Source organism: Arthrobacter sp. 10T44, assembly GCF_056393885.1.
Genome location: NZ_JBFTGT010000002.1, coordinates 215334 through 238819 on the forward strand (window position 1 = coordinate 215334; position 23486 = coordinate 238819).

Below are 23486 nucleotides of genomic sequence, written 5' to 3' on the forward strand. Positions count from 1 at the left end.
CAGCGTAGCGTCCGCTGCCGCACCATCCGCTACTGCCCGTTCCGCTCGATCGCCTGGCCCAGGACCCGGGCGCCCTCCGGGAAGTCACCCGGGTTCGGCCCGGCGTAGTTGAGCCGGATGAAGGGACCCGCGGGTTCGGCAGGGAACCATTCCGTGCCGGCGGCGATCAGCACCCCGGCGCGCTCGCAGTCGGCGCTGAGCCGGTCGACGTCGGTCCCGTCAGGCAGGCGGGCCCAGAGGTTCAGACCGCCCTTGGGGACCAGCGTCAGATGGGCCTGCGGGGCATGCTCGCGAAGGCTCGTGACCAGCAGGTCGCGGCGTGACTGGAGCTGGTGGCGGACGCTGCGCAGGTGCGTCTGCCAGGCCGGCTGGGTGACGACGTCGAGGGCAGCGGACTGGAGGACGCCGCTGACGTACATCGACTCGGCCCCGCGGTCCGCGAGGATGCGGTCCCGAGCCGGGCCGCGCGCGATCACGGCCCCCACCCGCATGGCAGGCGAGACACTCTTCGTCAGGGACCGCAGGTATACGACGTGGCCGGAATCGTCACGCGCGGCGACGGGGGAGGGGGCCGATGTGATGCCGAAGTCGTGGGCCCAGTCATCCTCCACCAGGAACGCTCCGTGCCGGCGCACGACCTCCAGGACCTCTTCGCCGCGCCGGCCCGTCCACTGCGCCCCGGTGGGGTTGGCGTAGTTGGCCTGTGCGTAGAACAGGCGGGCGCCGGTCTCCTGAAACGCGCGGTCCAACCCGTCCGGCTCCGGGCCGTCGGGTCCGCTCGGAACGGGAACGACGCGCACGCCGGCCTGGGCGGCAGCGAGAATCGCGCCCCAGTAGCTTGGGGATTCCATGAGCAGCGGCTGCGCGCTGCCCACCAGCGACCTGAAGATCGAGCTGAGTCCGCTTTGGGTTCCGGGCAGTACGACAACGTCGCTCGCAGCCGGCGGGGTGACGCCGGCCTGCATCGAGGCACCCAGTTCGTGCGCGAACCAGGACTGCAACTCCGGGAGGCCCGCTGCCGGTGCGCGGGACAGTGCCGCGTCGCCCCTGGCCGCCCTGGTCAGGGCTGCCCGGACCAGCCGTTCGGGCAGCAGTTCGCGGGCCGGGTAGCCGGAGTGCAGGGCGATGACATCGTTCGCCGCGCTGCGCATCGCGGTGGATGCTGAACGAAGCGGCGCGTGCGGCGTCCGCAGCGCCGCGGTCTGCCAGCCGTAGTCGGAGGGGCGCGCCGTCCGGATCTCCCGGACGAAGGTCCCGACGCCGGGCCGGCTCTCGATGAGCCCCTGGGCGGCGAGGACCTGCAGCGCCTTCTGCACCGTGACGGGACTGGCCCGGTGTTCGGCCACCAGCGACCGCGTGGACGGCAGCCGGGCTCCGGGGGCGGCACGTGCGATCCACTCTTTGAGCTGCGTCACAATCCGTGAACTGCTATCGTGGTTCATGAGAGACAATAGTAGCGCTACTGTACTTTTTCGCCCAGTGATACCGACTCCTCGGTCCGGCCGTTCCGGCGGCGGCCTCGGGTGGGGACTGCTCGGAGTTGCGGCGTTCTCCTTCACCGTTCCCTTCACCCGGGTGGCCGTGGCGGGACTGTCGCCCTTGTTCATCGGCTCCGGCCGGGCGGTCGTTGCCGCGGCCCTGGCTGCCACCGCCCTGGTCCTGACCCGTCAGCGGTTTCCGCTGGGCCTTCAGTGGGCCCGTCTCGCGGTGGTTGGCGGCGGGATCGTCGTCGGCTTCCCGCTGCTCACCTCGTTCGCGCTGACCAGTGTGCCCGCCAGCCACGGCGCAGTCGTTATCGCCCTGCTCCCGGCCGCTACCGCCACCGCCGTCGTCCTCCGCGGCCACGAACGTCCGCGCGCGGCTTTCTGGTTCGCTACGGCTGCCGGCGCCGCGGCGGCCCTTGGCTTCGCCTTCGCGCAGCCCGGGGGCTTTGGGCAACTGCACTGGTCGGACCTGCTGCTGCTGGGCGCCGTCGCGGCCGCGGCGGTTGGCTACGCCGAAGGGGGCCTGCTCGCCCGGGAGCTCGGTGCGTGGCAGACCGTCTCGTGGGCTCTCGTGCTCGCCGCGCCGTTGATGCTGTTTCTGGCCGCGTGGACGATGATCCAGCAGCCCCCGTCGGGTACTCCGGCGCAGTGGGCCGCCTTCGCCTACCTCGGCGTCGTCAGCATGTTCCTGGGGTTCTTCGCCTGGTACCGCGGCCTCGCCATCGGCCCCATGACCCAAGTCAGCCAGATCCAGCTGATCCAGCCGGTGCTGAGCATCGCCTGGGCCGCGCTGCTCCTTGGCGAAACCTTGACGCCGACCACCCTGGTCGGCGGGGCCGCGGTAATCGCCTGCGCGGGCATCGCCGTCCGCGTCCGGCTGAGGCCAACACCGCCGCCACCGCGGCCCTGACTCTTCCGGCACCCCACCCAACGGCAAAGGACAATCCCATGTACATCCCAGCGCACTTCGCGGCCGGCCCCGGCGCCGTCCGTGACCTGCTCACCACCCCGGCGGCCGCCAACCTGGTCACGACGACCGCGCACGGCATGCTCGCAACCTTGCTGCCCTTGGTTTACGATCCCTCAATCGGCGAGCACGGGGCCCTGCACGGCCATCTGGCCCGGAATAACCCGCAGTGGTCCGAGCCGGCTCTCGGCGAGGCCCTGGTCATCATGCAGGGCGCCGACGGCTATATTTCACCGGGCTGGTATGCATCAAAGGCCGAACACGGGCGCGTGGTCCCGACCTGGAACTACTCCACGGCCCACGTCTACGGCACCCTGGTCATCCACGATGATGCGGCCTGGCTCGCCGGCCACGTCAGGCGGCTCACCGACCTCAACGAAGCCGGTTCAGCCCGGCCCTGGTCCGTCGACGATGCGCCGGAGCGGTACATTGCCGGCCAACTGCGCGCCATTGTCGGCGTCGAACTGCTGATCGGCAGGATCGAGGCGAAGACCAAGCTCAGCCAAAACCGCTCCGATCAAGACGTCGACGGCGTCGTGGCCGGACTCGCGGGGTGCGGGCACACAGCCAGTGCCCGTGACGTCGAACGCGCACGCCGTGAGCGGCGCCCGGACCTGGGAGGGTAGGCCGGCTGGGTCCGAACTGCCGCGCCCCTACCGTTCGTCGCTGGCGTAGCTGAGCCCGATCTGGCTTCGGACAGTGTCCAGCGCGGCCATGACCTGGACCGTCTCGCCGGGTGACAGCACGTCGTTGGCCACCGCGCCGTCGGCAATGAGCCGCTCGACTTCCCACGCCTGGTACTGCATGCCGCGGCCGGTGGCCGGCTGGTCAAAGCGCTCAACGACGTTGCCGCCGTCGTCGTACCGGGTGAAACCGGTGGGCGTGTACCAGACCGGGTCCATCTCGATGCTGCCTTCGGTGCCGATCACCGCGGCGCGGTTGGGCCCAGCGGTGTCCAGTGCGCAGTGCAGCACAGCCTGCTGTCCGTCCGCGTATTCGAAGATCATCGCGGTCTGGCGGTCGACGCCGGTGGCCGTCATGCTGGCGGCTGCCTGGATCCGGGCTGGCTCGCCGAACACGTCGAAGGCGAAGGAGACCGGGTAGATCCCCAGGTCAAGGAGGGCTCCGCCGCCCAGGGCGGGGTCGTTGAGCCGGTGCGCCGGATCCTTGGGCAGGTTCTGGTTGTGGTCCGCAATGACGGTCCGGACCTCCCCCAGGGCACCCGAGCGGATCAGTTCCCGCACCCGGACCATGTGCGGGAGGTAGCGCGTCCACATCGCCTCGAGGGCCACCAGCCCCTTCGATGCGGCGAGGTCCAGGATTTCCTGCGCCTGCCACTCGTTCATGGCGAACGGCTTCTCCACCAGCACATGCTTGCCGGCGTTGAGGGCCAGCAGTGCGTTCTCGTAATGGAACGGGTGCGGCGAGGAGATATAGACGACGTCCACCTCGGGGTCGTTCACCAGCGCTTCGTAGCTGCCATGGGCCGCGGGCAGCCGGAACCTGCCGGCGAACTCGCGGGCCGTCGCGAGGTTCCGGGAGCCCACCGCCTGGACGTTGAAGCCGTGTTCCACCAGGTCCGAAGTCTGCAGCCCGGCGATTAATCCGGTGCCGAGGATTCCCCAGCGGACGCCGCCGGGGGAGTCGGAGCTTTTGGGGGCGCGCGTCGCAGCGGTGTCTGACATGGCTTCGGTTCTCCTTGGGCTGGCGGTCAGGTCGGCGTCGCTGCGTACGGATCGCAACGACGCCGTCTGAGCATGCTAGCCCAGCCGCGGAGCCGGCCGGGGACGAGTCACTTGCAGGTGCAGCGCTGTTCGGTGGGCACCTCGGCCATGACGGAGTCGACGTGCTCGCCGCAGCCGGCCCAGGTGATCTTTCCACAGCTATTGCAACGGACGGGACTGCACATTGTTTTCTCCTTAAGTGGGTGCTGCTGGTTGGGTGCTGCGTTGGTTTGGTATTGCTGGCGGTTAGGACGCGGGCGCGGCGGCCATCTTGGCCCGGATTTCTTCCATGTCCAGTCCCTTGACGGCGGTGATGAGTCCGTCGAGCCCGCTGGTGTTCATGGCGCCGGGCTGCGAGAAGACGAGGATACCCTCTCGGAAGGCCATCAGGGTGGGGATCGAGGTGATGCGTGCTGCCGCGGAGAGCCCCGGCTCAGCCTCCGTGTCCACCTTCGCGAAGACGACGTCGGGGTGGGCTTCGGAAGCTTTGCTGAATGTGGGGGCAAACATGCGGCACGGACCGCACCAGGCTGCCCAGAAGTCCACCAGGACGATGTCGTTGCCGGAAATGGTGTCGTTGAAGGTCTTTTCAGAAATGTCGATGGTTGCCATGCTCCAAATATATACCCCCGGGGGTATTGGTGCAAGCGTGCTCCACGGGGGAGGTGGATGGCGCGGGGTCTTGATCAAATACCCCCAGGCGCCGAGGTACAGAGGCTAACTCTCGACGAAATCCGTACCCTCTTCCTGCGCCTGACCTGACGCCCCGCGGCTTGAGCGGCGCCCCCGGCGACTCCGGGCGAACAGCGGCAGATTTTGAACCTCGATACCCCTGGGGGTATATTTATGAGTGGCTGGATCGGCCACATGCCCCTGCCGAACGCCTCCCGAAAGGTGCACATCAATGGACATTACCGCCCAGCAACTCAACGAACAGCTCAAGAGCGGCAGCGACGCCCAGGTCGTGGACGTTCGCGAATCCGACGAGATTGCTTCCGGCATGATTGCCGGCGCCCGCCACATCCCGCTGGCGCAGCTCCCGGCCCGCTTGGGGGAACTGGACAAGACCCGTCCCGTCGTCGCCGTCTGCCGCAGCGGCCGCCGCAGCGCCGCAGCCGCCGACCAGCTCGCCGCCGCCGGCTTCACCGCCTACACGATGACCGGCGGGATGCTCGACTGGTCCGACGCCGGGCTGCCCGCCGGCTGACACTCCCCATGGACTGCCCGGGCGGCGCCTCCCCCCATGCGCCGCCCGGGCCTCCACCTGTCCTGACTGCGCCCTAACGGGCTTCAGGCCGGTGGACGGCGGCCCGCATCCGCAGGGGTGCCGCCAGAACCACCCAAGCTAGACCGAAAGAGACTATGACTACCTCAAACAAGACCACTACGACCGAGTCCGCACCCCAGTCCATTGACGCCGCCACGCTCAAGGCCTGGGAGGACAACCACGATGACCTGATGGTGATCGACGTACGCAGCGGTGCCGAGTTTGATTCGATGCACATCAAGGGCTCGTACCATGTCCCGCTCCCCATGCTGAGCGAACACACCGAGGAATTCGCCGCCAAGATGGGCACCCGCGTTGTCCTCGTATGCCAGTCCGGGAATCGGGCCGAGCAGGCCCGCAAGCACCTGGACGCAGTCGGCCTGGGCAGCGCGAGCGTGCTGGCCGGCGGCGTTCCTGCCTATGCTGCCGCCGGCGGCAACGTGGTGAAGGGCCGCAACACCTGGGCCTTGGAACGCCAGGTCCGCATGACGGCCGGCTCCCTGGTCCTGGCCAGCATCGTGGGCAGCAAGCTGCTCTCGCCGAAGCTCGGCCTGGTTGCCGGCGGCATCGGCGCCGGCCTGACCTTCTCCGCGGCGACGAACAGCTGCGCCATGGGCCAGATGCTCTCCAAGATGCCGTGGAACCGTTCCGCCAACGAGCCCACCGCCCACCAGGCGCTGCAGAACCTGGGCTCCAAGGCATGATCCTCACCGCGGCGGCGTTCGGGCTGGTCGTCGGCGGCCTGCTGGGCCTGGTTGGAGGCGGCGGGTCCATTCTCGCCGTCCCCGCCCTCGTCTACGGCGTGGGGCTTCCGCTGGCTGCGGCGATCCCGACGTCGCTGGTCGTTGTCGGCGCCTCCTCCGCCGTCGCGGTGCTGCCCCGCCTGCGGGGTGGTGTGAACTGGCGGCTGGCCCTCATTATCGGTGCGGCCGGCACGGCAACTGCCTACCTGGGCGCTTACGTGAACCGGTTGCTCGACCCGAAGGTGCTGCTGCTGGCTTTCGCCGCCATCATGGTGTTCGCCGGCATCCGGATGATGCTTCCGGCCAAGGCCTCCGGCGGCTCCTGCGCCCTGCCTAGCGGCGGCGTGAACTGGCGCAGCTGCCTGCCCAAGGCCATCGCGACGGGTGCCGTCGTGGGTTTCCTCACCGGGCTGCTCGGCGTCGGCGGCGGCTTCCTGATCGTCCCGGCCCTGACCCTGGTCCTGGGCCTGCCGATGGCGGTGACCGTCGGTACCTCGCTGGTCATTATTGTGATCAACTCGATGGCCGGCTTCGCGGCGCACCTCGGTGACCTGCAGATCGACTGGGCCGTGACGGCAGCGTTCGCGGGGGCAGCAATGGTTGCCTCCCTGATCGCGGGCCGGCTCGGCACCAGGATCCCGGACAAGGTGCTCAAACGCGGTTTCGGCATCCTGGTCCTGCTGGTCGCGGCCTACGTGAGCGTACAGGCACTGCTCTCCTGAGCCGGACAGCCCGGGGGAAAACAGCACGGCGGTAAAGCGCCGGAGGACATGTCCTCCGGCGCTTTTTCGTTGCCCGGGTTCTGCTCAAGTCGGTTGGTGGAGGGTACCTTTGGTGCTTAGGGGGATGAATGGAAGAGATCTTGATCGCAGGCGGGAAAGGACGGCTCGGAATCTGCGGGCCTCATTTTCACCTGGTTTGGGCGCCGGGGACGCTTGTCGACGCCCGGGACGCGGCCGCTTCGATTGAAGCGATGCGGGCCCTTGGCGGCGGCCGGGAGTTGCCCTTACTCGTGGAAATATCCGGTGTAACGATGCGCTCGACGGCAAGACATACCTACGAACGTGCCAAGGCAGTGACCGCGGTGGCCCTGCTGGGTTCCAGCGTGGTGGACACCGTCGTTGCGGCGGCACTCGGCCGCCACAGCTTTTGCCCGCACGCGTATTTCACCTCACGCACGGAGGCGCTGGAGTGGCTGGAGGGCCTCCAGCTTCCGGAGCTCGCCGCGGGGGAGGGAACGGGCCTGCACAAGGCGTAGCCCCGGTGCCGGCTCCCGTCGCCGCCTGACGGCAGGGATTGGAACTTGTCGCGGACACAGCTGTGGCGGCGACCCGGGTACCCGGGGCGCCGCCACGCTGTCACTGTGTTGCCTTACTGGTTGTCCTGCTTAGCTGGCCGGAACGGTTTCCGGTGCCTGCCGGCGGGCGGCCTGTTCCATTGCGTTCCACGCGGAGTAGCTGCCGTCGAGTTCGACGACGTCGTAGCCGGCGCGGCGCAGCGCGCTGGCCGCGACGGAGTTCCGGACGCCGCTCTGGCAGTAGGACACGATGGTGCCTTCGGTGGGGAGTTCATCCAGGTGCCACATCACGCGGCCGCCGCTGAGCTGGTAGGAGCCGGGGATGTGGCCGGCTGCATGTTCGGTGCGGTTGCGGACGTCCAGGACCATGGCGGCGTCAAAGCCGTCGAGTTCCTCGGGCTGGATCAGCTTCGGGACGCTGACCGGCAGGCCCTCGAGGCTGGTGACGTAGCCGGCGACTTTGTCGATGCCGACCCGGACGAGGTGGTCCCACATTTCCTGCGCGTCCGCCTGGCTGGAAGCGAGGAGGACCAGCGGGTTGGTGTCGGTTTCCGGGTTTACGACCCAGGCGCCGAAGCTGGCGGTGGACTTACCGGCCGGGACGTTGACGGAGCCGGTGACGGTGCCTTCGTGGACCTCGTTGTTCGGGCGGGTGTCAACGAAAATGACCTTGTCCGCGGCGAGGTCGCGGGCGACATCGGCGGTGCCCAGCTCGGGGAGCGGGGCGCGTTCGCCCATGACGGCGGGGCCTTCACGGTTTTCGCGTTTCATCCGGGCGAAGTAGGCGTGCGCGTCCGGCTGGCCGTCGAGGAGTTCATCGATGAAGCCCTGCTCGTCGTTTGCGGCCAGGTAGGGGCCCCACCAGGCGTAGAGCCGTTCGTAGCCGACGGTCGAGGACGGGATCGCGCCCAGGGCCTTGCCGCAGGCGCTGCCGGCGCCGTGGCCCGGGTGGACCTGGACGTGGTCCGGCAGGGTCAGGAACTTGTCCCGCAGGCTGGCGAACAGCTGCTTGGCGCCTGCGAAGCGGGTGTCGACACCGCCGGCGGCCTCATCCAGCAGGTCCGGCCGGCCCAGGTCGCCGGAGAACACGAAGTCACCCGAGAGCAGGTAGCCCGGCTTGTCTGCGAATGCGCCGTCGGTGATCAAAAAGGACAGGTGCTCCGGGGTGTGCCCGGGGGTGTGGAGGGCCTTGACCGTGATGTTGCCCAGCACGATCTCATCGTTGTCGTTGAGCCGCTCGGCCTCAAAACCGTACTGCCAGTCCGCGCCGCCCTCGCCCGAGACATAGGCGGTGGCGCCGGTCGCGGCGGCCAGTTCCCGGGTGCCGGAGAGGAAGTCCGCGTGGATGTGCGTCTCGGTAACGGCCACGATCTTCATGCCGTTCGCGGCAGCGAGGTCCCGGTACACGGCGATATCACGCCGGGGATCAACCACAAGGGCCTCGCCCTTGGCCTGGCAGCCGATGAAATAGCTCGCCTGGGCAAGGTCTTCGTCGTAGATGCGCTCGATAAGCATTCGGGAGAACTCCTTCTTGAGGTGGACGGGGAAGGGATTCCTTCCTCCTCTACATTCAACAGTAATACCCCCGGGGGTATCGCGCAAGCGGCGCCGGACCGGTCCTGCGGTGCCGCCGACGTCGCCCGGAGGCTTCAGTTGCCGATCCTGGCCAGCACCTTGTTGATGGTCGCCGCGAGCCCGCGCGCGGCCTGAAGGACGCCGGCGTCGGACAGGGCTTTCGTTTCCGTTTCCACGCACAGCCTGCCCTTCCGGGCACCCACCTGGATGTGCCGGACTCCGGTCCCGTCGGGAAGCACATAAACCACGGCGTAGCCCGCTTCGCCGCCGGTGTTGACGATCGGGTGTTTGATGGCGGTCCAGGTGCGCGAGCCGCCGCCCGGCAGGCTCTCCCGGATCGAACTGCAGCGGCTGAGGTCGGCTGCCCGGCTGTCAAAAGGGGACGGCCCGGCCGGCGGGGGCGGCAAGCTGACGAGCCGCAGGCTGATCTGGTCCAGCACCTGCGGCCCACCGGCGATCTCAGCCACCACGGTGGCCGCCCCGGGGAACGAGGCAAGATAGGCGGCGTCGTCGTAAATGCATCCGGAAACGGCCGGCGCCGTGGCAGGGCCGCTCCGGGTGTAGCGTCCCTCCAGCACCTGGGCCGGCCTTCCAGTGGGGCCGGTAACGCCCTGCAGCAGCCTGGCCAGTTGCTGCGGCGTCCGTTGTTCGGGGGGCTGTGGGGTAGCGGTCGGACCAGACGGCGGTGCGGCTGACGGTGCCGTGCCGGAGTCGGTCTGCCCGACCAGTTTTTGGGCCAGCCGGACCAGCGGCTCGAGGGCGGTCCTGAGTTCCGCGTCGGACCTGGCGGTGGGTGCCTGCCGGCTCAGCCCGATCGTCAGGGTTCCCTTGAGTACCTGCAGTGCAACGGTGGCGCCGCCCGGGGGAGTGCCGGCGGTTGCCGGTGTGCTCAAAACCGTGGCGTAGGCCTTCTCGCCCACGGCCGGCGTCCTAAGCAGCCTGACCGTGGACGTTGGATCATTCCCCACCGTCTGCCGGAACGTTGAACACCTTTGGGCCAGGTCGTCGGTGTAGGCGAAATCCGCAGCGAGCACGTCGCTGCGCGGTGCGCTTCGGGCAAAGACAAACGCCAGGGCCTCGCGTGACCACACGCCGGTCAGCGTCAGGACGCCCGCGGCGAAGTGCATTGCCAGGTCCGCTCCGCTGGTCGGCGAACTGTGCGGCCGGAACACGCTGCACTCGCCGGGCTCGACGGCCGGCTTATCGGCGGGCTCCGGTCGTCCCTGCAGGCGGGTGCGCAGGTCCGAGCTTCTGGAGACCCGCCCGGTGCCTTCCTGGCCGCTGTTGATCGCCCTGTCCACGAGGACCATCAGTTCCTCATCGGAAAGCACCTTCTCCGCCGTCGCCGACGGGAGAGTCCCGGTTGCGGGAGACGATCCGCTGCCCGCGGGCGGTGAGGGTGAGCCCGGCGTGCAGCCGGTCACCCCCAGAACAGCGGCAGCGCAGGCCAGGAGCCAGCGCTGGGTCCGCGAGCGGGGACCGCTGGTGTTCCGTGTTGTTGCAGCACCTGGACACACGACTGGACTCCCTGCCGTCGAAAGATGTGCTGAGCCCATGATCCGGCGCAGGGCCCGGGGGCACCAGAGGATTTGTGCCCCCGGGCCGCGCCGGAGCTTACTCAATGCCGGGGACCAAGTCCGGCGGATGACCGGAAGTAAGTAGGCGACCAAGTGTCCCTAACAACCAACCAAGTAGGACCGGCCGGAAAGCAAGAAGCCCCTTCCAGAAGACGGGTAGGCGCCACTCGCGCGCTGCTCTTTCGGCGCTTCTAGGCTCCGGAGTACTGGGTGGAGTTAGTCAATTGAATGTTCAGAAACGGGTCTCAGCCATGCGTGAACAAGCGGCACTTCGTGCTTTGTCCGGACATTTTCCTGGTCGCTGTGGGGGCGCGGCCGGGGCATCCCATTTCAAGCGGAAGCGGGCTGCCGGATGGTCCCAGGCTCCCTCCCGGCGACGGTCGCGGACCCGACGCGCGTGGGCGCTCATCGTGGCATCATCGCTCGCCCTGGCCGGGCTATCCGTCAGCGGTCCGGCCTCTGCCGACGTCGGCACGATCGCGCACGATTTGTTACGGACAGGGTGGGACAGCAACGAGACTGCGCTTTCGCCGACGTCGGTCGCGTCATCAAATTTCGGCAAGCTTTTTTCCACCGCCGTGGACGGCCAGGTGTACGCCCAGCCGCTCGTGGTGGGCGGCACCGTCATAGCCGCGACGGAGAACAACAACGTCTACGGCCTGGACGGCGGCACCGGAGCGGTGAAGTGGCAGCGCAACCTCGGTCCGGCCTGGCCGGCAGCGACCGTAAGCTGCGGTGACCTCACCCCCAACATCGGAGTCACGTCCACTCCGGTCTTCGACGCCGCGACCAACAGCGTCTTCCTGATGGCGAAGACGAACGACGGAGCGACGCCGCAGCTCCCGCACTGGTACATGCATTCGCTGGACAGGGTCACGGGGGCCGAGAGGCCAGGGTTCCCGGTGCTCATCAACGGCGCGCCCACTAACGACCCGACACGGCCGTTCAACGCGATGACTGCGATGCAGCGGCCCGGGCTTCTCCTGCTGGATGGCGTGGTCTACGCCGGTTTCGCCAGCCACTGCGACTGGGCACCGTTTGTCGGCTACGTCGTCGGGGTGTCGACCGCAGGCCGGCAGACCACGATGTGGGCCACCGAGTCCGGCAACAGCAGTGCGGAGGGCGGAATCTGGCAATCCGGCGGCGGCCTGGTCTCCGACGGCACCGGCCAGATCCTGTTTTCCACCGGGAACGGGATTTCCCCTAAGCCGGGACCGGGCAAGACCCCTCCGGCGACCCTCGCAGAGTCAGTCGTTCGGGTCAGCGTCGGAGCCGACGGAAACCTCAAGGCCACGGACTTCTTCAGCCCGGCCAACAACGCCAAGTTGGATCAGAACGATGCCGACCTGGGTTCCGGTGCCCCGATCGCCATCCCCACCGGCTACGGCACCACGGCCCACCCTCGCCTGATGGTCCAGGTCGGCAAGGACGGCCGGGTCTACCTGCTGGACCGGGACAACCTGGGCGGTATGGGGCAGGGGAGCGGCGGAACGGACGCCGTCCTCGACGGCGCCGGGCCGTACAGTGGCGTCTGGGGCAGGCCCGCGTTCCTCGGGACCACAAACGGCGGGTACATCTACACCGTGGAGAACAAGGGCTACCTGCGTGCGCACAAGCTGTTGGCCAGCAGCACCGGCGGCATCCAGCTGGCCTCCGTCGGTACGTCCATTGGTACCTTCGGGTACACCTCCGGGGCGCCCACGGTGACCTCCAACGGTACAAACGCCTCCACCGCCCTGGTCTGGGCCGTGTACGTAACGGGACCCACCGGTACCGGCGCGGAACTCCGTGCCTACCGCGCAATGCCGGACAGCACCGGTAAGCTTCAGCAGGTTTTCGCGGCCCCGCTGGGCACCGCCGCCAAGTTTTCCACGGTTGCCACTGACAACGGGCGCGTCTACGTGGGAACCCGGGACGGGCACGTGATCGGCTTCGGTGCCCCGACGACCTCAGCGGTTGGGGCGACAAACACGGACCTGGGAACCGCCGCGGTAGGCACCACCGTGAAAGGGAACCTGATCATCACCGCCAGCAGGGCTGTTACGGTCAGTTCCGTCGCAGCACCTGCGCCGTTCGGGATCGAGGCCCTCACACTGCCCCGGACGCTTGCCAAAGGCGGAACCATGACGGTCCCGGTCACCTTCTCGCCGACCGTAGCCGGACAGGTCGACGGGACGTTGACCGTCAAAACCTCCGACGGCGAGACGGACCTTCTGGGGGTTCACGGCGTCGGCACCAAGGACGGGCTGGGGGCAACGCCGCCCACCCTGGTATTCACCGACGTGCCGACCCAGACCAGCAGTCGCCAGACCGTAAACGTGGTCAACACCGGCACGAGCGTCGCCACGATCACCGGCGTCACCTTGCCGGGCAACGCCCAGCTTGCGGTCGACCCGGCCACGCTGCCGGCCGTGGGACAGAAGATTCAACCCCTTACTTCCGTTCCGGTGTCCGTCACCTTCAGTCCGACGACGGCAACCCCGGTGGCTGATCAGCTCCTCATCACGAGCGACCGAGGATCGCTCACGGTACCGGTGACGGCGACCGCCGTGTCGGGCGTAGCGCATCTGCAGCTGCCGGCATCCCTGGACTTTGGTGATGTGCCTGCCGGCGCTGCGGCCACCCGGGATTTCACCATTACTAACACTGGCAACATCCCCCTGACGATCACCAAGGCCAAGGCGCCGGAGGGTGTATTCTCCACCACCGTTCCAATCTCGGAAGGCCTGGTGATCCCGCCTGGGGAGTCCGCACATCAGAGCGTGACGTTCAAGCCGACGGTGGTCGGTCAGGCCGGAACCGCCGACACCTACTATCTGCTGACCGCGGACGACGGCCAAGGAGCACAGAAAGTAATGCTCACCGGAATGGGCGTCGACGATCCCATCGGCCTGAAGGCGTACCAGACCAATGCCGGTGACCCGCGGTCTGTCCTCGGCAGGTCGCTGACCTTGGAGTACCCGGTGGGGGCAGGGAAATGCCAGGACTACACCAAGGGTGTGATCTGCTGGTCCCCGTCCACCGGGGCCCATTGGGTCGCAGGCGCGATCTATGCCCGCTACAAGGCCGCGGGCGGCGCTGCCGGCGTCCTGGGGTTCCCCACCACCGACCAGCTGACAACCCCGGACACGATCGGGCGGTATGAACACTTCGCCGGCTCCGGCGGGGCATCCATTTACTGGACGCCAAGCACCGGGGCGCACCTCATCACGGGCGCGGTCCGTGCCAAGTGGTCGGCCCTGGGCAGGGAACGGGGGCTGCTGGGCTATCCGACGTCGGACGAGGCGCGCACCCCTGATGGCGTGGGACGCTACAGCCACTTCACAGGTTCGGGGGGTTCATCGATCTACTGGACGCCACGCACCGGGGCGCACTTCATCACGGGCGCGGTCCGTGCCAAGTGGTCGGCCCTGGGCAGGGAACGGGGGCTGCTGGGCTATCCGACGTCAGACGAGACGCGCACCCCCGATGGCGTGGGGCGTTACAGCCACTTCACAGGCTCGGGCGGTGCATCGATCTACTGGTCGGCGAAGACCGGGTCGCACTACGTCCTCGGTGCGATCCGTGCCAAGTGGACGGCCCTCGGCAGGGAAAGGGGACGTCTGGGATATCCGACCCGGGACGAGTACGCAGTGTCCGTGGGCCGGGCGTCGGACTTCCAGCACGGGCGGTTGACCTGGAATAGCTCAACCAGACTGGTGACCGGCTAGCGCGTGCGGGCCCCCGGGCCCCAGCGGTCCGCGTAGGACACTGCGCTCGCCGACGGTTTCCCGCGGGAGGACGCAGCTGCTTAGGCCAAGCCGGCCCCCGCACGACAGAATGGATCCATGAGCGAGGCCGGTGACTTCATTGACGCGGCGCTGCTGCGTGAGAGCTCGTGGCAGCGGGCCGAGGAAGCGCAGACGCGATACGGCCCGGGCCTGGGGAGCTACGGCTCCTCGGTTGGCGCCGTCCGCGGCACTGTCCGCGACGCGCTGCGCCGGTACCGGTCACTTGGCCGCGACGATGTCACCGCCCTCAGCTCGGAGTTGTGGGAGGTGCCCGTCTTCGAACGCCGCCTTGCCGCCGTCGTCCTGCTGCAGTCCAGCCTGGCCCTGCTGGACAATTCGGACCTGACGCGGATCGAGGGTTTCCTGCGGACTGCGCGCCTGCGCGAGCTGGCCGATCCGCTGGCGACCGATGTCGTCGGGCCGCTGATTGCGGGACTGGACGGCCAAAACCGTTCCCGCGCGGAAACCGTGCTGGGCCGCTGGCTGCAGGACCCGGACGATTGGCTGCGGCGGGCGGCCCTGATGGCGCCGCTCCGCGAGCTACGGGCCGGGGGAGGGGATTGGGACCGTTACCGGCGCCAGGCCGGGCTGGCGGAGTCGGGCACCCCGGACGACGCCGGTCTGGTGAGGGAGGCGATCGCTGCCGTCACCTCCGGGATGGCGAAGTAGCGCTACGTGCCGGGCCGGCGCTCCACGACGGCATACGCCTTTCCGTCGAGGAACTGCCAGTCGGTCACCACCATAAAACCGAGCGCGTCCACGCGGTCATTCAGGACGTGGATATCGAAGCCGCCGTCGCGCGGTTCCGCGTCCCACGTGGCTACGTGGATTTCCTTTCCCTCGAGAACCAGCAGTTCTGTGTTGACGTCGAAATCCTCCTGCGGCTGATCGCTGAGCTGGCAAATTGCGACACAGTGGCTGTTCATAACGGGGCCTCCGCTCGGGGAATGCTGGGTGCCCTCATCCTATGGCTGGCGGGTAGAAGCGTCCTAGGCTTTCTTCCGCGCCAGGACACGGCTCCGTTATCTGAATGTGACATTCCCGCCCGGGCCCGTTACCGTAGATGGGTGCCTGTTTGATTCCGATACGGGCGCTCCCGAGCCGATTGCCTAACTCTGCCGCGGCCTGGGATCCGAATGCAACCTTTCTGGCAGAGACGGGGAAACCACTTTTGACCTGCAGTTTTAGCAGGTCTTGGGGTGAAGCCGCACAGCGCCCGCATTGACGGGCCCGCGGCCGGGTGCCTCCCATCCGAATCCGACAGCTCACCTCGCAGGCATTGGGAGAGGCTACAAACATGACTTCAAGCATTACTTCTGCGCGCCATCGTTCCGACGCATCCGCCGGACGGGCCTCAGCATTCTCGGGCAAATCAGGCACCATCGGTCGTCAGGCCGCAGTAATCTTCGCAGCCTCCGGCCTCGTCCTCACGAGCGGAATGGCAGCCAATGCAGCCGTTGCCCCGGCCGAAAACAAGACCGCCCCGGCTTCGTCGGTTGACGTCGGCAGCAAGGTCTCCGCGCCGGTTACCGCTGATTCCGCAGTTCAGATCAGCTTCGCCCGCCCGGCAGTCGCTACCACGCCGGCGCCCGTGATCGAGCAGCCCAAGCCCGTCACCGCCCCTGCGGTTGCCGCCGCTCCGGCTGTCGCGCCTGCCCCCGCTCCGGTGCTCGCGCCGGCAGCGCCGCAGGTCAGCGTTCAGGCGAAGGCGGCCGTGGCACCTGCCTCGGCAGCCGGCGGAGCCAACGCCGCGATGCTTTCGGCCGCCTACAGCCAGATCGGCATCACCCAGGACTGCACCGCCATGGTGGAGAAGGCCCTCGGTGCGGCCGGTATCCACGTGGGCGACCTCGGTCCCCAGCAGTTCATGGGCTACGGCAAGGTTGTGGGTGCCCCGCAGCCCGGCGACATGATCGTCCAGTCCGGCCACGTCGCCATCTACGCCGGTGACGGCATGGCCATCAGCGGTGGCATGAACGGCAGCAACCAGACGATCAAGCACCCGCTGTCCTGGCTGACCGCCACGGGTGGCGTGACCTTCGTCCGCGCCAGCGCATAGCAAAAAGCGTAAGAACCTCTTTCCAGGGCCGGTGGTCGGCTGCTAAACGGCAGCTGGCCACCGGCTTTTGCGCACGTTTACGCCGGCCGGTGAGCTCAGCCGGCGTACCGCAGCAGGACGACGCCGTTGCCAAACGCGCGGGTGCCGGCGAGCGTGAGCGCGGTCCTGTCGTCTGCTGACTTGAACAAGGGATTCCCCCGCCCGATCAGCACCGGGTGGACATAAATCCAGTACTCGTCAATGAGCCCGAGCCGGCGGAAGGTATCGGCGAGGTCAGCCCCGCCCAGTGCCAAGTCGCCGCCGGGCTGCGCCTTCAGTGCCAGCACGTCATCGGCGACGACGTCGCGCACCACCGTGGTGTTCCAGTCGGCCCGTTCCAGCGTCCTGGAGTAGACAATCTTCGGCATGTCCCGCCAAATTTTGGCGAACTCGACCATAGCCGGTGTACTGGACGGATCCTGGTCCGCCGTCGGCCAGAAGTCGGCCATCAGTTCGTAGGTCACGCGGCCGTCCAGGAAGGCGCCCATAGAGGCCAGTTGCTCGTTGAAGTGGCTGTGGAGCTCCTCGTCCACCATGTGCCAGTCAATCTCTCCGTTCGGCCCCTCGAAAAAACCGTCGAGGGAGACCTGGAGGGCCAGAATGATCTTTCGCATGGGCCAGAGCCTACGCCCGGACGAAGCGTTGCGGGAAGGCGGCGCTCGTCCCCGGTGAACGGCGGCATCCTGCCGTTTTGGACTCCAAGCTCGTGCCGTAGGCTCGCGACAAACCAATTTCGGCAGTATGTTGCCGAATGGGTAATATTCGGACACTATTAGGAGAGCCCTGCTGAGGGATCGGCAAAATGATGCCGATATGGCGAAGCCGGGACATCAGGCCGCGGCATGGTGTGCGCGCAGCGAAGGGGAGTGCCAGTGAGCGACGTGGCGGCGATTGCCGAGGGGATCCGCCGGACCCGCAAGGAGGCCGGGCTGACCCAGGAGGACCTGGCGCACCTGGCCGGCACCTCGGAGCGTACCGTCCGCGCCATCGAGACCGGGAGCGGCAACCCGTCGCTGCAGGCTGTGGTGGCGGTGGCGAACGTGCTCGGCCTGAAACTCGCGGTGGGCTGATGCCGGCCGAACTCCAGGACCTGAGGTTCGTCAGGGCGGCCGACGTCTACAAGAACGGCCGCCTGGCCGGCCACCTCGCACGGACCGGCACCGGGGGAGTGCGGTTCTCCTACCGGCCCGACTACCTCGCAGGCGGCCACCCCGCCGTCGCCATCTCCCTGCCCCCGTCCGAGGTGGCAGTGGAAGCCCCCGCCGGGGCGCTGCCCGCCTTCTTTGCCGGACTCCTCCCCGAGGGCCACCGGCTCACCGTGCTGAAGAACGCCACCAAAACGAGTTTCGACGACGAGTTGACCCTGCTGCTCGCCGTCGGGGCGGACGTTCCCGGCGACGTGCAGGTCGTTCCGGCCGGAGAGCCCCCGGCGGAACCGGCGGCCCTGGCCGATACCTCACGGCCCGAAGAACTGGATTTCTCCTTCCTCGCCAACACCGTGGACCTGCACGGCATCCCGGGGGTACAGCGCAAGACCAGCGCCTCCATGCTGACCACTCCGCTGGCCCTGCGGGGACACCGCTACCTGCTGAAACTCGATCCGCCGGAACACCCGCACCTGGTGGAAAACGAGGCCGCCCACCTGAAAGGTGCGAAGGCGCTGAAGATCGCCGTCGCAAAAAGCTCCGTCATTGCCGACCGGAACGGCCTGCCCGGACTCCTCGTCGAAAGGTTTGACCGGGTCAAGACGGCCGACGGCGCATGGCACCGGCTGCCGCTCGAAGACGGCACCCAGGTGCTGGGCCTCCCGCCGGCGTCCAAGTACGGCGTGGCGTCGGAGGATGTTGCGGCCGCGCTGGCCCGGATGTGCAAGGCGCCGGTGGTTGCCAGCCGCAACCTGTACCTCCAGTTCCTCTTCGCGTGGCTGACCGGAAACGGCGACCTTCACGCCAAGAACCTGGCCATCCTGGGCGGTCCCGCCGGTTTCGCGATGGCCCCCGTCTACGACGTTCCCTGCACCCTGCTGTACGGGGACGAGACGCTGGCCCTCCCCGTCGCCGGCAAGACCCGGAACCTCAAGGCCAGGCACTGGGCCGAATTCGCGGACACACTCGGGTTGCCGCGCCGGGCCGCGGAGAGCGCCAACCGCACTGCGCTTGCGGCAGCGGACGCCATCCGCCTCGAAGACTTGCCGTTCTCGGGTTCCCCGCTGCGCGGAGCGCAGCGGGAATTGCGGTTCAGGCGCCAGGAGATCAACGCCTGAACCAGGACATGGAAGGTCTAGGCCCGGCCGCGCCCTATTCCGTGCCCTTGGCGAAGGTGGCCGCGCTCAGGAACTCGACCCCGACAAACGGGTCTCCGCCTTCAACCCAGGCGTCGTGGCCCGGGGGAATGGTGTAGGAATCTCCCGCGGCGATGTCGATGCGGCCGCCGTCGGTGGTCTCTACGGTCAGCTTGCCGGACACGCAAAACCCCACGTGGCTGTTCTCGCACGAATCAGTGTGCACCACGGGTTTGATGCATTCGGACCAGCGCCATCCCGGCTCAAAGCTGAATCGGCCGATCGTGTAGTCGCCGACGGACACGATGTCGACCTCGGTCTTGTCCGGACGGCGCTTCTCATCGGGCGAGTTGTGGGACTTCACCTGCAGCTGGGTTACAACATTTGTGGTCATGGCACTCCCTCTTCCCTATCAGGGAATTTAACTGCTTACGGAGCCAAGCGTCCTCGCTTGGCCGCCCGTTGTCGATACACATTTCTTAGAAGCTGGACGAGCTCCCGGAGCCGGAAAAGCTGCCGCCGCTGCCGCCGTATCCTGTGGTGGAACCGCCCCTGGCGGAGCTGACGCTGCTGACGCCGGTGCTGAAACCACTGTTGAAAGTGGGGACCGAGAAGAAGTAATAAGAGGGATACACCGTGCCCAGGATGCTGGGCTCGTAGCTGCGCCGTTGCTTCTTGCCGGTCCCCGCCTGGGCCTCCTCCATTTCCTTGCGCATGAGCTTGGCCTCGCGCTCGTTCCGGGCGAAGCCGGCGATCACCGTGTCCGCGTGGCTCTTGAGCAGCTCTGAGAGCTCGGTCCTGGCGTCGCGCAGCCGGTCCAGCGCGGTTTCTGGGGTGATGCTGCCGTCGGAAAGTTCCGCGGTCCAGCGTTCTATGTCCCGCTGGCTGCGGTCGCGGAAGGAACGGAGTGCGGCGGCAGTGGCGGAATCGCCCTCACCGTGGCTCTTGGCGAGCATGCCCTCGATCCCCGCCAGGTCGCTGCGGAAGGGGGCGAGCTGCCGGTCCCACGCCGTCGCCCAAATGGACCCGCGGTTCAGCAGTGCGTTCGTGTCGGCGATGACGTCATCCAGGGCATCGAGTTCGGCGGCTGCATCGGTGTACTGCCGGGCCAGCGACAGGCTGGAACGGCGCCCCAGCTGCCGCGGCGTCAGGGCATGCACCTGGTTCGAGAGCCCGGTGGCCGTGTTGTAGCGGCTCAGGAAGGTGCGGTGCTTCTCCAGCACGGTGCTGCCGTACCGCGACGACTCGGGGATGGTGCTGGCATTGAGTTCGGTCACCTGCAGATCCATGCTCACGTTGGCATAGTTCGCGTCGCCGCGGGCGATCTCTTTGCGGCTGCCCACTCGGGTCCGCCAGCGCACCAGCAACCAGGTGCCCGCAGCGGCCACCGCGGCCCCCACAACGCCCCAGGCCGTGACCAGGAAGGCGGTGGAACGATACCACGGCTGGTTGATCAGCTCCGCGCCGCGCCGAATGCCCGCAATGGTCCCTTCCGTCCACTGGGCGTCGCGCAGCAGTTCCTTGGCGGCGTCCTGGATGTCAGAGCGCTGCTCGAGGGATACCTTCCGGTCCTCGCCCATGTACGTTCCGACGTGCCGGCCCACCGGATCCAGCGCAAAGATGAAGAGGCCGTCCGCCCATTTCTGCCCGTCCTTGCTGATCCAGTCCGGGTGCTCGGCGCGGGCGAAGCGCAGCACCTCTTCGTTGAGGTTGTCCGCCGCGCTGCCTTTGTACGTGTAGACGGCGACCTTGGTGGGCTCGTAGAACTCGATCTTCTGCACCGCAGGGATCAGCGCGTTGCGGTCCAGGACCCCCGCCCGGTCCTCCACGACGACGTCGGCTGGCGGGACGGCGAGCGCCGCCGGCGCGGCGCCCAACAGGATGGCCAACGGGGCGATGAGCAGCAGCAGGGCGCCCGCCAGTTTCGGGCCAATGATTTTCCGCATGATCCCCATCGCCTGAGAGTAGTGTCTGCTGCCAGCGTCGTCGAGCCGTGGGGGCGCTGAAAGGGCCGAAAGACACCGTGACGGGGCATCGCGGCCCCTCCATACTGACGGCATGAGTCAGCCGCCGAACGGCCCCGAACGACCGGCCACAGCAAGCAGCGACGGCCCGCGCGGCAAGGATCAGGTCCCGGGACCCGCCGCGGTCCGGGCCCCGGTCCCGGAACGGCACCGGCCCGACCGGGTGCTGCTCGGCATCGTGGCTGCGATCGCCGTGCTGGTGGCTGTGGCGCTGGCCGTGGTCTTTCTTCGCGGGGAGCCGCAGCCGCTGGACGAGTCGTCCCCGGCCGGAGTGGTGCAGCGCTACAGCAGGGCCGTCATCGACGCGGACACCGCTGCCGCGGACGCCTACCTCACCGACGCCGCCCGGTCCCGCTGCGCCAACTTCTACGGCAGTGCCCAGGCCAGCCGGGTGGTCCTGATCTCCACCTCGGAGCGGGGGGACACCGCCACGGTGAAAGTCTCGGTGGTGCACTCGGCGTCGGAGGGGCCGTTCGGCCCCTCCGAATACGCCGAGGAAGCCGTCATCGGCCTGGTGAAGGATGCCGGCAAGTGGATGATCAACGATCTGCCATACAGCCTCCAGACCTGCGCCGGCGGGGTGTTGAAAAAGTGAGCGCCACCAGGGTGCCCACCGGCCCTGCGGCGGGGTCGGCGCAGGCGAAGGTCCGCCGCCTGGTGGTCTTCGTGTTGCTCTTTGCCCTCGTGGTGATCGCCGCCAACGGGCTCAGCGGCCTGCTGGAACGGCTGCTGCGCTCCGGCCAGGTGCTGGCCGGAGAAGGGGTCGCGGGGCTGGCGTTGTCGCTGGCGTTCACGCTGATCGGCGGCCCGCTCGCCGCGCTGCTCTGGTGGTTCGTCTGGCGGCGGCTGGACGAGGAAGCGGAGCGGGCGGCCACGTCGTGGGGTCTTTACGTCGCCGCGGTTTACACGATTTCGCTGATCCTCTTTGCGACGTCCCTGCTGGCGATGGCGGCCTCGTTCATCGCCGACGCGAATCCGGAGTGGCGGTCGCCGCTCTCCGTCGGCCTGGTCTGGGCCTTAGTGTGGGTGTGGCACCGCTGGATGTGGCGGCATCGGGCGCGGAGCCCGCTCGAGCTTGCGAACGTGCCGGCCGTCATCGGCACGTATTTCGGGCTGGGCGTCGGAGTGGGCGCCGCGGTGACGGCCTTTGGCGGCCTGCTGGACGTCGCTATCCGCGGATCGATGGAGCTCACGTCGACCGTTGACCCGTGGTGGCAGTCCACCCTGCAGGATCTGGTCTGGGCGGCCGGCGGGGGCCTGGTTTGGTGGTGGCACTGGGTCCGGGGTGGTGCGCGCCGGCTCCGGGGCGGGTTCGCCGATGTGGGGCTTGTCGTCGTCGGTGTGCTGGCGGCGGGCCTGCTCGCCCTGGGCGGGGCCGGGACCGTCCTTCTTGTCCTGCTGCGACTGGCGTTTGACCGGCAGGACGCCCTGATGGAATTGCTTGCGCCCCTCGGCGTCGCGATCGCGTCGGCCGCCGTCGGCTCGCTGGTCTGGCGCTATTACCGGACCATTGCGGTCAGCCGCGCCGAACGGACCCGTCAGGCAGGGGCGCTGGTGACCTCGGGTGTGGCCCTGGCGGCGGCCGCCACCGGCGTCGGCGTGATCGTGAACGCGGCCCTCTCCATCGCGGTGTCGCCGTTGGCCGGAGGCAACGCCCGCACCCTGCTGCTCGGCGGCATCAGTTCCCTCGCCGTGGGCGGCTGCGTCTGGTGGCTTGCGTGGCGGCCGGCGAGGCAGCACCGGCTTGAAGGCGCTGTCCCGCTCGGGCGGCGCGTCTATCTCATCGCGGTGTTTGGCCTCAGCGCCGTGGTGGCCCTGATTGCCCTCCTGGTGGTCGGTTACCGCGTCTTCGAATATTTTCTGGGCGACGTAACCGGCGGCAGCCTGGTGGACAGGATCCGCGCACCGCTGGGCCTGCTGGTGGCCACGGGCCTGGCCGCCGGCTACCACTTTGCCGTCTGGCGGCAGGACAGGTCCCGGCCGGCAGCCGCGGGGCTCGGCCGGAAACGGACGATTGGGCACGTGATCCTTGTGGCCGGCCCCGACCCGGAGCCGCTGCGCCGCGCCGTCGAGGAGCTCACGGGGGCCGCGGTGACTGTCTGGAGCCGGGACGACATCGCCGTGCCCGTACCGGCGGGCGCCGTGCCTGCCGCCGGCGTGCCTGACGCCGGCGCGCCCGGCGTCGGCCTGTCCGAGGCCGGCGTGTCCGCGGGGGATCCCGGCGGCCGGCTGGCCGAAGCCCTCGCCGGGGTAAGCGCCAAGCGCGTGCTCGTGATCACGGGTACCGGCGGCAGCGTGGACGTCATACCGCTGCGCGGCTGAGCCGGTTGCGGGCAGCCGGCGACACCGCCCGGCGGGTCTCTGGCCGGTCCTCCAGGGTTGGCAGTAGCCTGTCGATTAACGGCCGCCCGGCCGTGGTTATCGACGAAGAAGTCGGGGTGCGACATGGCTGGAAAATTCGAAGTGTACAAGGACAAGTCCGGTGGGTTCCGGTTCCGGCTCAAGGCTGCCAACGGCGAGGTAGTGGCGTCTTCGCAGAGCTACAAGTCCAAGGCCAGCGCCATGGGCGGAGTCGAATCCGTCAAGAAAAACGCCGGGGCCGACGTCGTTGACCTCACCGAAGAGCCCGCAGGCAGCATCACCGGGGTAGCCGGCTAGGCCAGGACCCGCCGGCCCGGA

General features: G+C 68.2%; 23 protein-coding genes and 1 riboswitch. Of the genes, 14 read left to right on the forward strand and 9 right to left on the reverse strand.

Annotated elements, in window-relative coordinates; all coding sequences use genetic code 11:
- Positions 1–29 precede the first annotated feature (29 nt).
- Positions 30–1442, reverse strand: a complete 1413-nt coding sequence (locus AC1DBL_RS05505) for an aminotransferase-like domain-containing protein (protein ID WP_476892424.1) — start codon at positions 1440–1442, stop codon at positions 30–32.
- Between AC1DBL_RS05505 and AC1DBL_RS05510 the strand changes: the two genes are divergently transcribed.
- Positions 1441–2394 (forward strand): DMT family transporter, encoded by a 954-nt coding sequence (locus tag AC1DBL_RS05510; RefSeq protein WP_476892425.1) that lies wholly within the window; start codon positions 1441–1443, stop codon positions 2392–2394. The genes AC1DBL_RS05505 and AC1DBL_RS05510 overlap by 2 nt on opposite strands.
- Positions 2395–2432: 38 nt before the next feature.
- Positions 2433–3077 (forward strand): FMN-binding negative transcriptional regulator, encoded by a 645-nt coding sequence (locus AC1DBL_RS05515; protein WP_476925634.1) that lies wholly within the window; start codon positions 2433–2435, stop codon positions 3075–3077.
- A gap of 27 nt (positions 3078–3104) precedes the next feature.
- Here the strand turns inward: AC1DBL_RS05515 and AC1DBL_RS05520 are convergent, their stop codons facing one another.
- Together AC1DBL_RS05520 and trxA are read right to left on the reverse strand one after the other, a co-directional pair.
- A complete protein-coding gene (locus tag AC1DBL_RS05520) occupies positions 3105–4136 on the reverse strand; it encodes a Gfo/Idh/MocA family protein (protein WP_476925635.1) in 1032 nt (343 codons plus the stop codon).
- 285 nt (positions 4137–4421) lie between these two features.
- Complete coding sequence (trxA, locus tag AC1DBL_RS05525; RefSeq protein ID WP_476925636.1) at positions 4422–4787, reverse strand: thioredoxin; 366 nt, start codon at positions 4785–4787, stop codon at positions 4422–4424.
- 292 nt (positions 4788–5079) lie between these two features.
- On the opposite strand from trxA, the gene AC1DBL_RS05530 reads away from it, so the two are divergent.
- The 4 genes from AC1DBL_RS05530 to AC1DBL_RS05545 all read left to right on the forward strand — a co-directional run bounded on the left by AC1DBL_RS05530 (position 5080) and on the right by AC1DBL_RS05545 (position 7443).
- A complete protein-coding gene (locus AC1DBL_RS05530; RefSeq protein ID WP_476916806.1) occupies positions 5080–5382 on the forward strand; it encodes a rhodanese-like domain-containing protein in 303 nt (100 codons plus the stop codon).
- Between the two features lie 155 nt (positions 5383–5537).
- The gene (locus AC1DBL_RS05535) at positions 5538–6146 is read left to right on the forward strand and encodes a rhodanese-like domain-containing protein (protein ID WP_476925637.1); all 609 of its coding nucleotides are present in this window, start codon (positions 5538–5540) and stop codon (positions 6144–6146) included.
- On the forward strand, positions 6143–6907 hold the full coding sequence (locus AC1DBL_RS05540) for a sulfite exporter TauE/SafE family protein (RefSeq protein ID WP_476925638.1): 765 nt from the start codon (positions 6143–6145) through the stop codon (positions 6905–6907). The genes AC1DBL_RS05535 and AC1DBL_RS05540 overlap by 4 nt, the downstream gene beginning before the upstream one ends.
- Before the next feature lie 128 nt (positions 6908–7035).
- Complete coding sequence (locus AC1DBL_RS05545) at positions 7036–7443, forward strand: DUF7793 family protein (RefSeq protein WP_441417645.1); 408 nt, start codon at positions 7036–7038, stop codon at positions 7441–7443.
- A 129-nt stretch (positions 7444–7572) separates the two neighbouring features.
- Here the strand turns inward: AC1DBL_RS05545 and AC1DBL_RS05550 are convergent, their stop codons facing one another.
- Positions 7573–8997: an MBL fold metallo-hydrolase gene (locus AC1DBL_RS05550; protein ID WP_476908755.1), complete on the reverse strand. Its 1425-nt coding sequence runs from the start codon at positions 8995–8997 to the stop codon at positions 7573–7575.
- Between the two features lie 134 nt (positions 8998–9131).
- A complete protein-coding gene (locus AC1DBL_RS05555; RefSeq protein ID WP_476925639.1) occupies positions 9132–10388 on the reverse strand; it encodes a hypothetical protein in 1257 nt (418 codons plus the stop codon).
- A 656-nt stretch (positions 10389–11044) separates the two neighbouring features.
- Here AC1DBL_RS05555 and AC1DBL_RS05560 point away from each other — a divergent pair.
- Together AC1DBL_RS05560 and AC1DBL_RS05565 are read left to right on the forward strand one after the other, a co-directional pair.
- On the forward strand, positions 11045–14344 hold the full coding sequence (locus AC1DBL_RS05560; RefSeq protein WP_476925640.1) for an Ig-like domain-containing protein: 3300 nt from the start codon (positions 11045–11047) through the stop codon (positions 14342–14344).
- A gap of 117 nt (positions 14345–14461) precedes the next feature.
- Positions 14462–15073, forward strand: coding sequence for a DNA alkylation repair protein (locus tag AC1DBL_RS05565; protein ID WP_476925641.1), 612 nt, complete (start codon positions 14462–14464; stop codon positions 15071–15073).
- 2 nt (positions 15074–15075) lie between these two features.
- Here the strand turns inward: AC1DBL_RS05565 and AC1DBL_RS05570 are convergent, their stop codons facing one another.
- Entirely contained in the window at positions 15076–15330 is a 255-nt protein-coding gene (locus AC1DBL_RS05570) for a hypothetical protein (RefSeq protein WP_441417650.1), read from the reverse strand.
- 201 nt (positions 15331–15531) lie between these two features.
- Positions 15532–15697: riboswitch (cyclic di-AMP (ydaO/yuaA leader) on the forward strand.
- Positions 15698–15701: 4 nt separating this feature from the next.
- Between AC1DBL_RS05570 and AC1DBL_RS05575 the strand changes: the two genes are divergently transcribed.
- Positions 15702–16463, forward strand: a complete 762-nt coding sequence (locus AC1DBL_RS05575; RefSeq protein WP_441417651.1) for a hypothetical protein — start codon at positions 15702–15704, stop codon at positions 16461–16463.
- 95 nt (positions 16464–16558) lie between these two features.
- Here AC1DBL_RS05575 and AC1DBL_RS05580 read toward each other — a convergent pair whose 3' ends face one another.
- Positions 16559–17116, reverse strand: a complete 558-nt coding sequence (locus tag AC1DBL_RS05580; RefSeq protein ID WP_476892434.1) for a dihydrofolate reductase family protein — start codon at positions 17114–17116, stop codon at positions 16559–16561.
- Positions 17117–17374: 258 nt separating this feature from the next.
- Between AC1DBL_RS05580 and AC1DBL_RS05585 the strand changes: the two genes are divergently transcribed.
- Positions 17375–17572: a helix-turn-helix transcriptional regulator gene (locus AC1DBL_RS05585; RefSeq protein WP_349627135.1), complete on the forward strand. Its 198-nt coding sequence runs from the start codon at positions 17375–17377 to the stop codon at positions 17570–17572.
- A complete protein-coding gene (locus AC1DBL_RS05590; RefSeq protein ID WP_476892435.1) occupies positions 17572–18765 on the forward strand; it encodes a type II toxin-antitoxin system HipA family toxin in 1194 nt (397 codons plus the stop codon). The genes AC1DBL_RS05585 and AC1DBL_RS05590 overlap by 1 nt, the downstream gene beginning before the upstream one ends.
- A 34-nt stretch (positions 18766–18799) precedes the next feature.
- Here the strand turns inward: AC1DBL_RS05590 and AC1DBL_RS05595 are convergent, their stop codons facing one another.
- Complete coding sequence (locus AC1DBL_RS05595; RefSeq protein ID WP_476908758.1) at positions 18800–19177, reverse strand: cupin domain-containing protein; 378 nt, start codon at positions 19175–19177, stop codon at positions 18800–18802.
- A gap of 85 nt (positions 19178–19262) precedes the next feature.
- Positions 19263–20738 (reverse strand): DUF5129 domain-containing protein, encoded by a 1476-nt coding sequence (locus tag AC1DBL_RS05600; protein WP_476925642.1) that lies wholly within the window; start codon positions 20736–20738, stop codon positions 19263–19265.
- Positions 20739–20841: 103 nt separating this feature from the next.
- Here AC1DBL_RS05600 and AC1DBL_RS05605 point away from each other — a divergent pair, with 103 nt between their 5' ends.
- The 3 genes from AC1DBL_RS05605 to AC1DBL_RS05615 all read left to right on the forward strand — a co-directional run bounded on the left by AC1DBL_RS05605 (position 20842) and on the right by AC1DBL_RS05615 (position 23465).
- Complete coding sequence (locus tag AC1DBL_RS05605) at positions 20842–21402, forward strand: LpqB family beta-propeller domain-containing protein (protein ID WP_476925643.1); 561 nt, start codon at positions 20842–20844, stop codon at positions 21400–21402.
- Positions 21399–23129, forward strand: coding sequence for a DUF5671 domain-containing protein (locus AC1DBL_RS05610; RefSeq protein WP_476925644.1), 1731 nt, complete (start codon positions 21399–21401; stop codon positions 23127–23129). The genes AC1DBL_RS05605 and AC1DBL_RS05610 overlap by 4 nt, the downstream gene beginning before the upstream one ends.
- A 123-nt stretch (positions 23130–23252) precedes the next feature.
- On the forward strand, positions 23253–23465 hold the full coding sequence (locus tag AC1DBL_RS05615) for a YegP family protein (protein WP_441417658.1): 213 nt from the start codon (positions 23253–23255) through the stop codon (positions 23463–23465).
- Positions 23466–23486 lie beyond the last annotated feature (21 nt).

Excerpts from the sequence above, each read along its gene's own strand:
- AC1DBL_RS05530 (WP_476916806.1), top strand. The coding sequence starts at position 5,080 with ATGGACATTACCGCCCAGCAACTCAACGAACAGCTCAAGAGCGGCAGC.
- AC1DBL_RS05600 (WP_476925642.1), bottom strand. The coding sequence starts at position 20,738 with ATGGGGATCATGCGGAAAATCATTGGCCCGAAACTGGCGGGCGCCCTG.
- AC1DBL_RS05605 (WP_476925643.1), top strand. The coding sequence starts at position 20,842 with ATGAGTCAGCCGCCGAACGGCCCCGAACGACCGGCCACAGCAAGCAGC.
- AC1DBL_RS05515 (WP_476925634.1), top strand. The coding sequence starts at position 2,433 with ATGTACATCCCAGCGCACTTCGCGGCCGGCCCCGGCGCCGTCCGTGAC.
- AC1DBL_RS05570 (WP_441417650.1), bottom strand. The coding sequence starts at position 15,330 with ATGAACAGCCACTGTGTCGCAATTTGCCAGCTCAGCGATCAGCCGCAG.
- AC1DBL_RS05540 (WP_476925638.1), top strand. The coding sequence starts at position 6,143 with ATGATCCTCACCGCGGCGGCGTTCGGGCTGGTCGTCGGCGGCCTGCTG.
- AC1DBL_RS05505 (WP_476892424.1), bottom strand. The coding sequence starts at position 1,442 with ATGAACCACGATAGCAGTTCACGGATTGTGACGCAGCTCAAAGAGTGG.
- AC1DBL_RS05590 (WP_476892435.1), top strand. The coding sequence starts at position 17,572 with ATGCCGGCCGAACTCCAGGACCTGAGGTTCGTCAGGGCGGCCGACGTC.
- AC1DBL_RS05575 (WP_441417651.1), top strand. The coding sequence starts at position 15,702 with ATGACTTCAAGCATTACTTCTGCGCGCCATCGTTCCGACGCATCCGCC.
- AC1DBL_RS05580 (WP_476892434.1), bottom strand. The coding sequence starts at position 17,116 with ATGCGAAAGATCATTCTGGCCCTCCAGGTCTCCCTCGACGGTTTTTTC.
- AC1DBL_RS05550 (WP_476908755.1), bottom strand. The coding sequence starts at position 8,997 with ATGCTTATCGAGCGCATCTACGACGAAGACCTTGCCCAGGCGAGCTAT.
- trxA (WP_476925636.1), bottom strand. The coding sequence starts at position 4,787 with ATGGCAACCATCGACATTTCTGAAAAGACCTTCAACGACACCATTTCC.
- AC1DBL_RS05535 (WP_476925637.1), top strand. The coding sequence starts at position 5,538 with ATGACTACCTCAAACAAGACCACTACGACCGAGTCCGCACCCCAGTCC.
- AC1DBL_RS05510 (WP_476892425.1), top strand. The coding sequence starts at position 1,441 with ATGAGAGACAATAGTAGCGCTACTGTACTTTTTCGCCCAGTGATACCG.
- AC1DBL_RS05595 (WP_476908758.1), bottom strand. The coding sequence starts at position 19,177 with ATGACCACAAATGTTGTAACCCAGCTGCAGGTGAAGTCCCACAACTCG.
- AC1DBL_RS05545 (WP_441417645.1), top strand. The coding sequence starts at position 7,036 with ATGGAAGAGATCTTGATCGCAGGCGGGAAAGGACGGCTCGGAATCTGC.
- AC1DBL_RS05520 (WP_476925635.1), bottom strand. The coding sequence starts at position 4,136 with ATGTCAGACACCGCTGCGACGCGCGCCCCCAAAAGCTCCGACTCCCCC.
- AC1DBL_RS05565 (WP_476925641.1), top strand. The coding sequence starts at position 14,462 with ATGAGCGAGGCCGGTGACTTCATTGACGCGGCGCTGCTGCGTGAGAGC.
- AC1DBL_RS05615 (WP_441417658.1), top strand. The coding sequence starts at position 23,253 with ATGGCTGGAAAATTCGAAGTGTACAAGGACAAGTCCGGTGGGTTCCGG.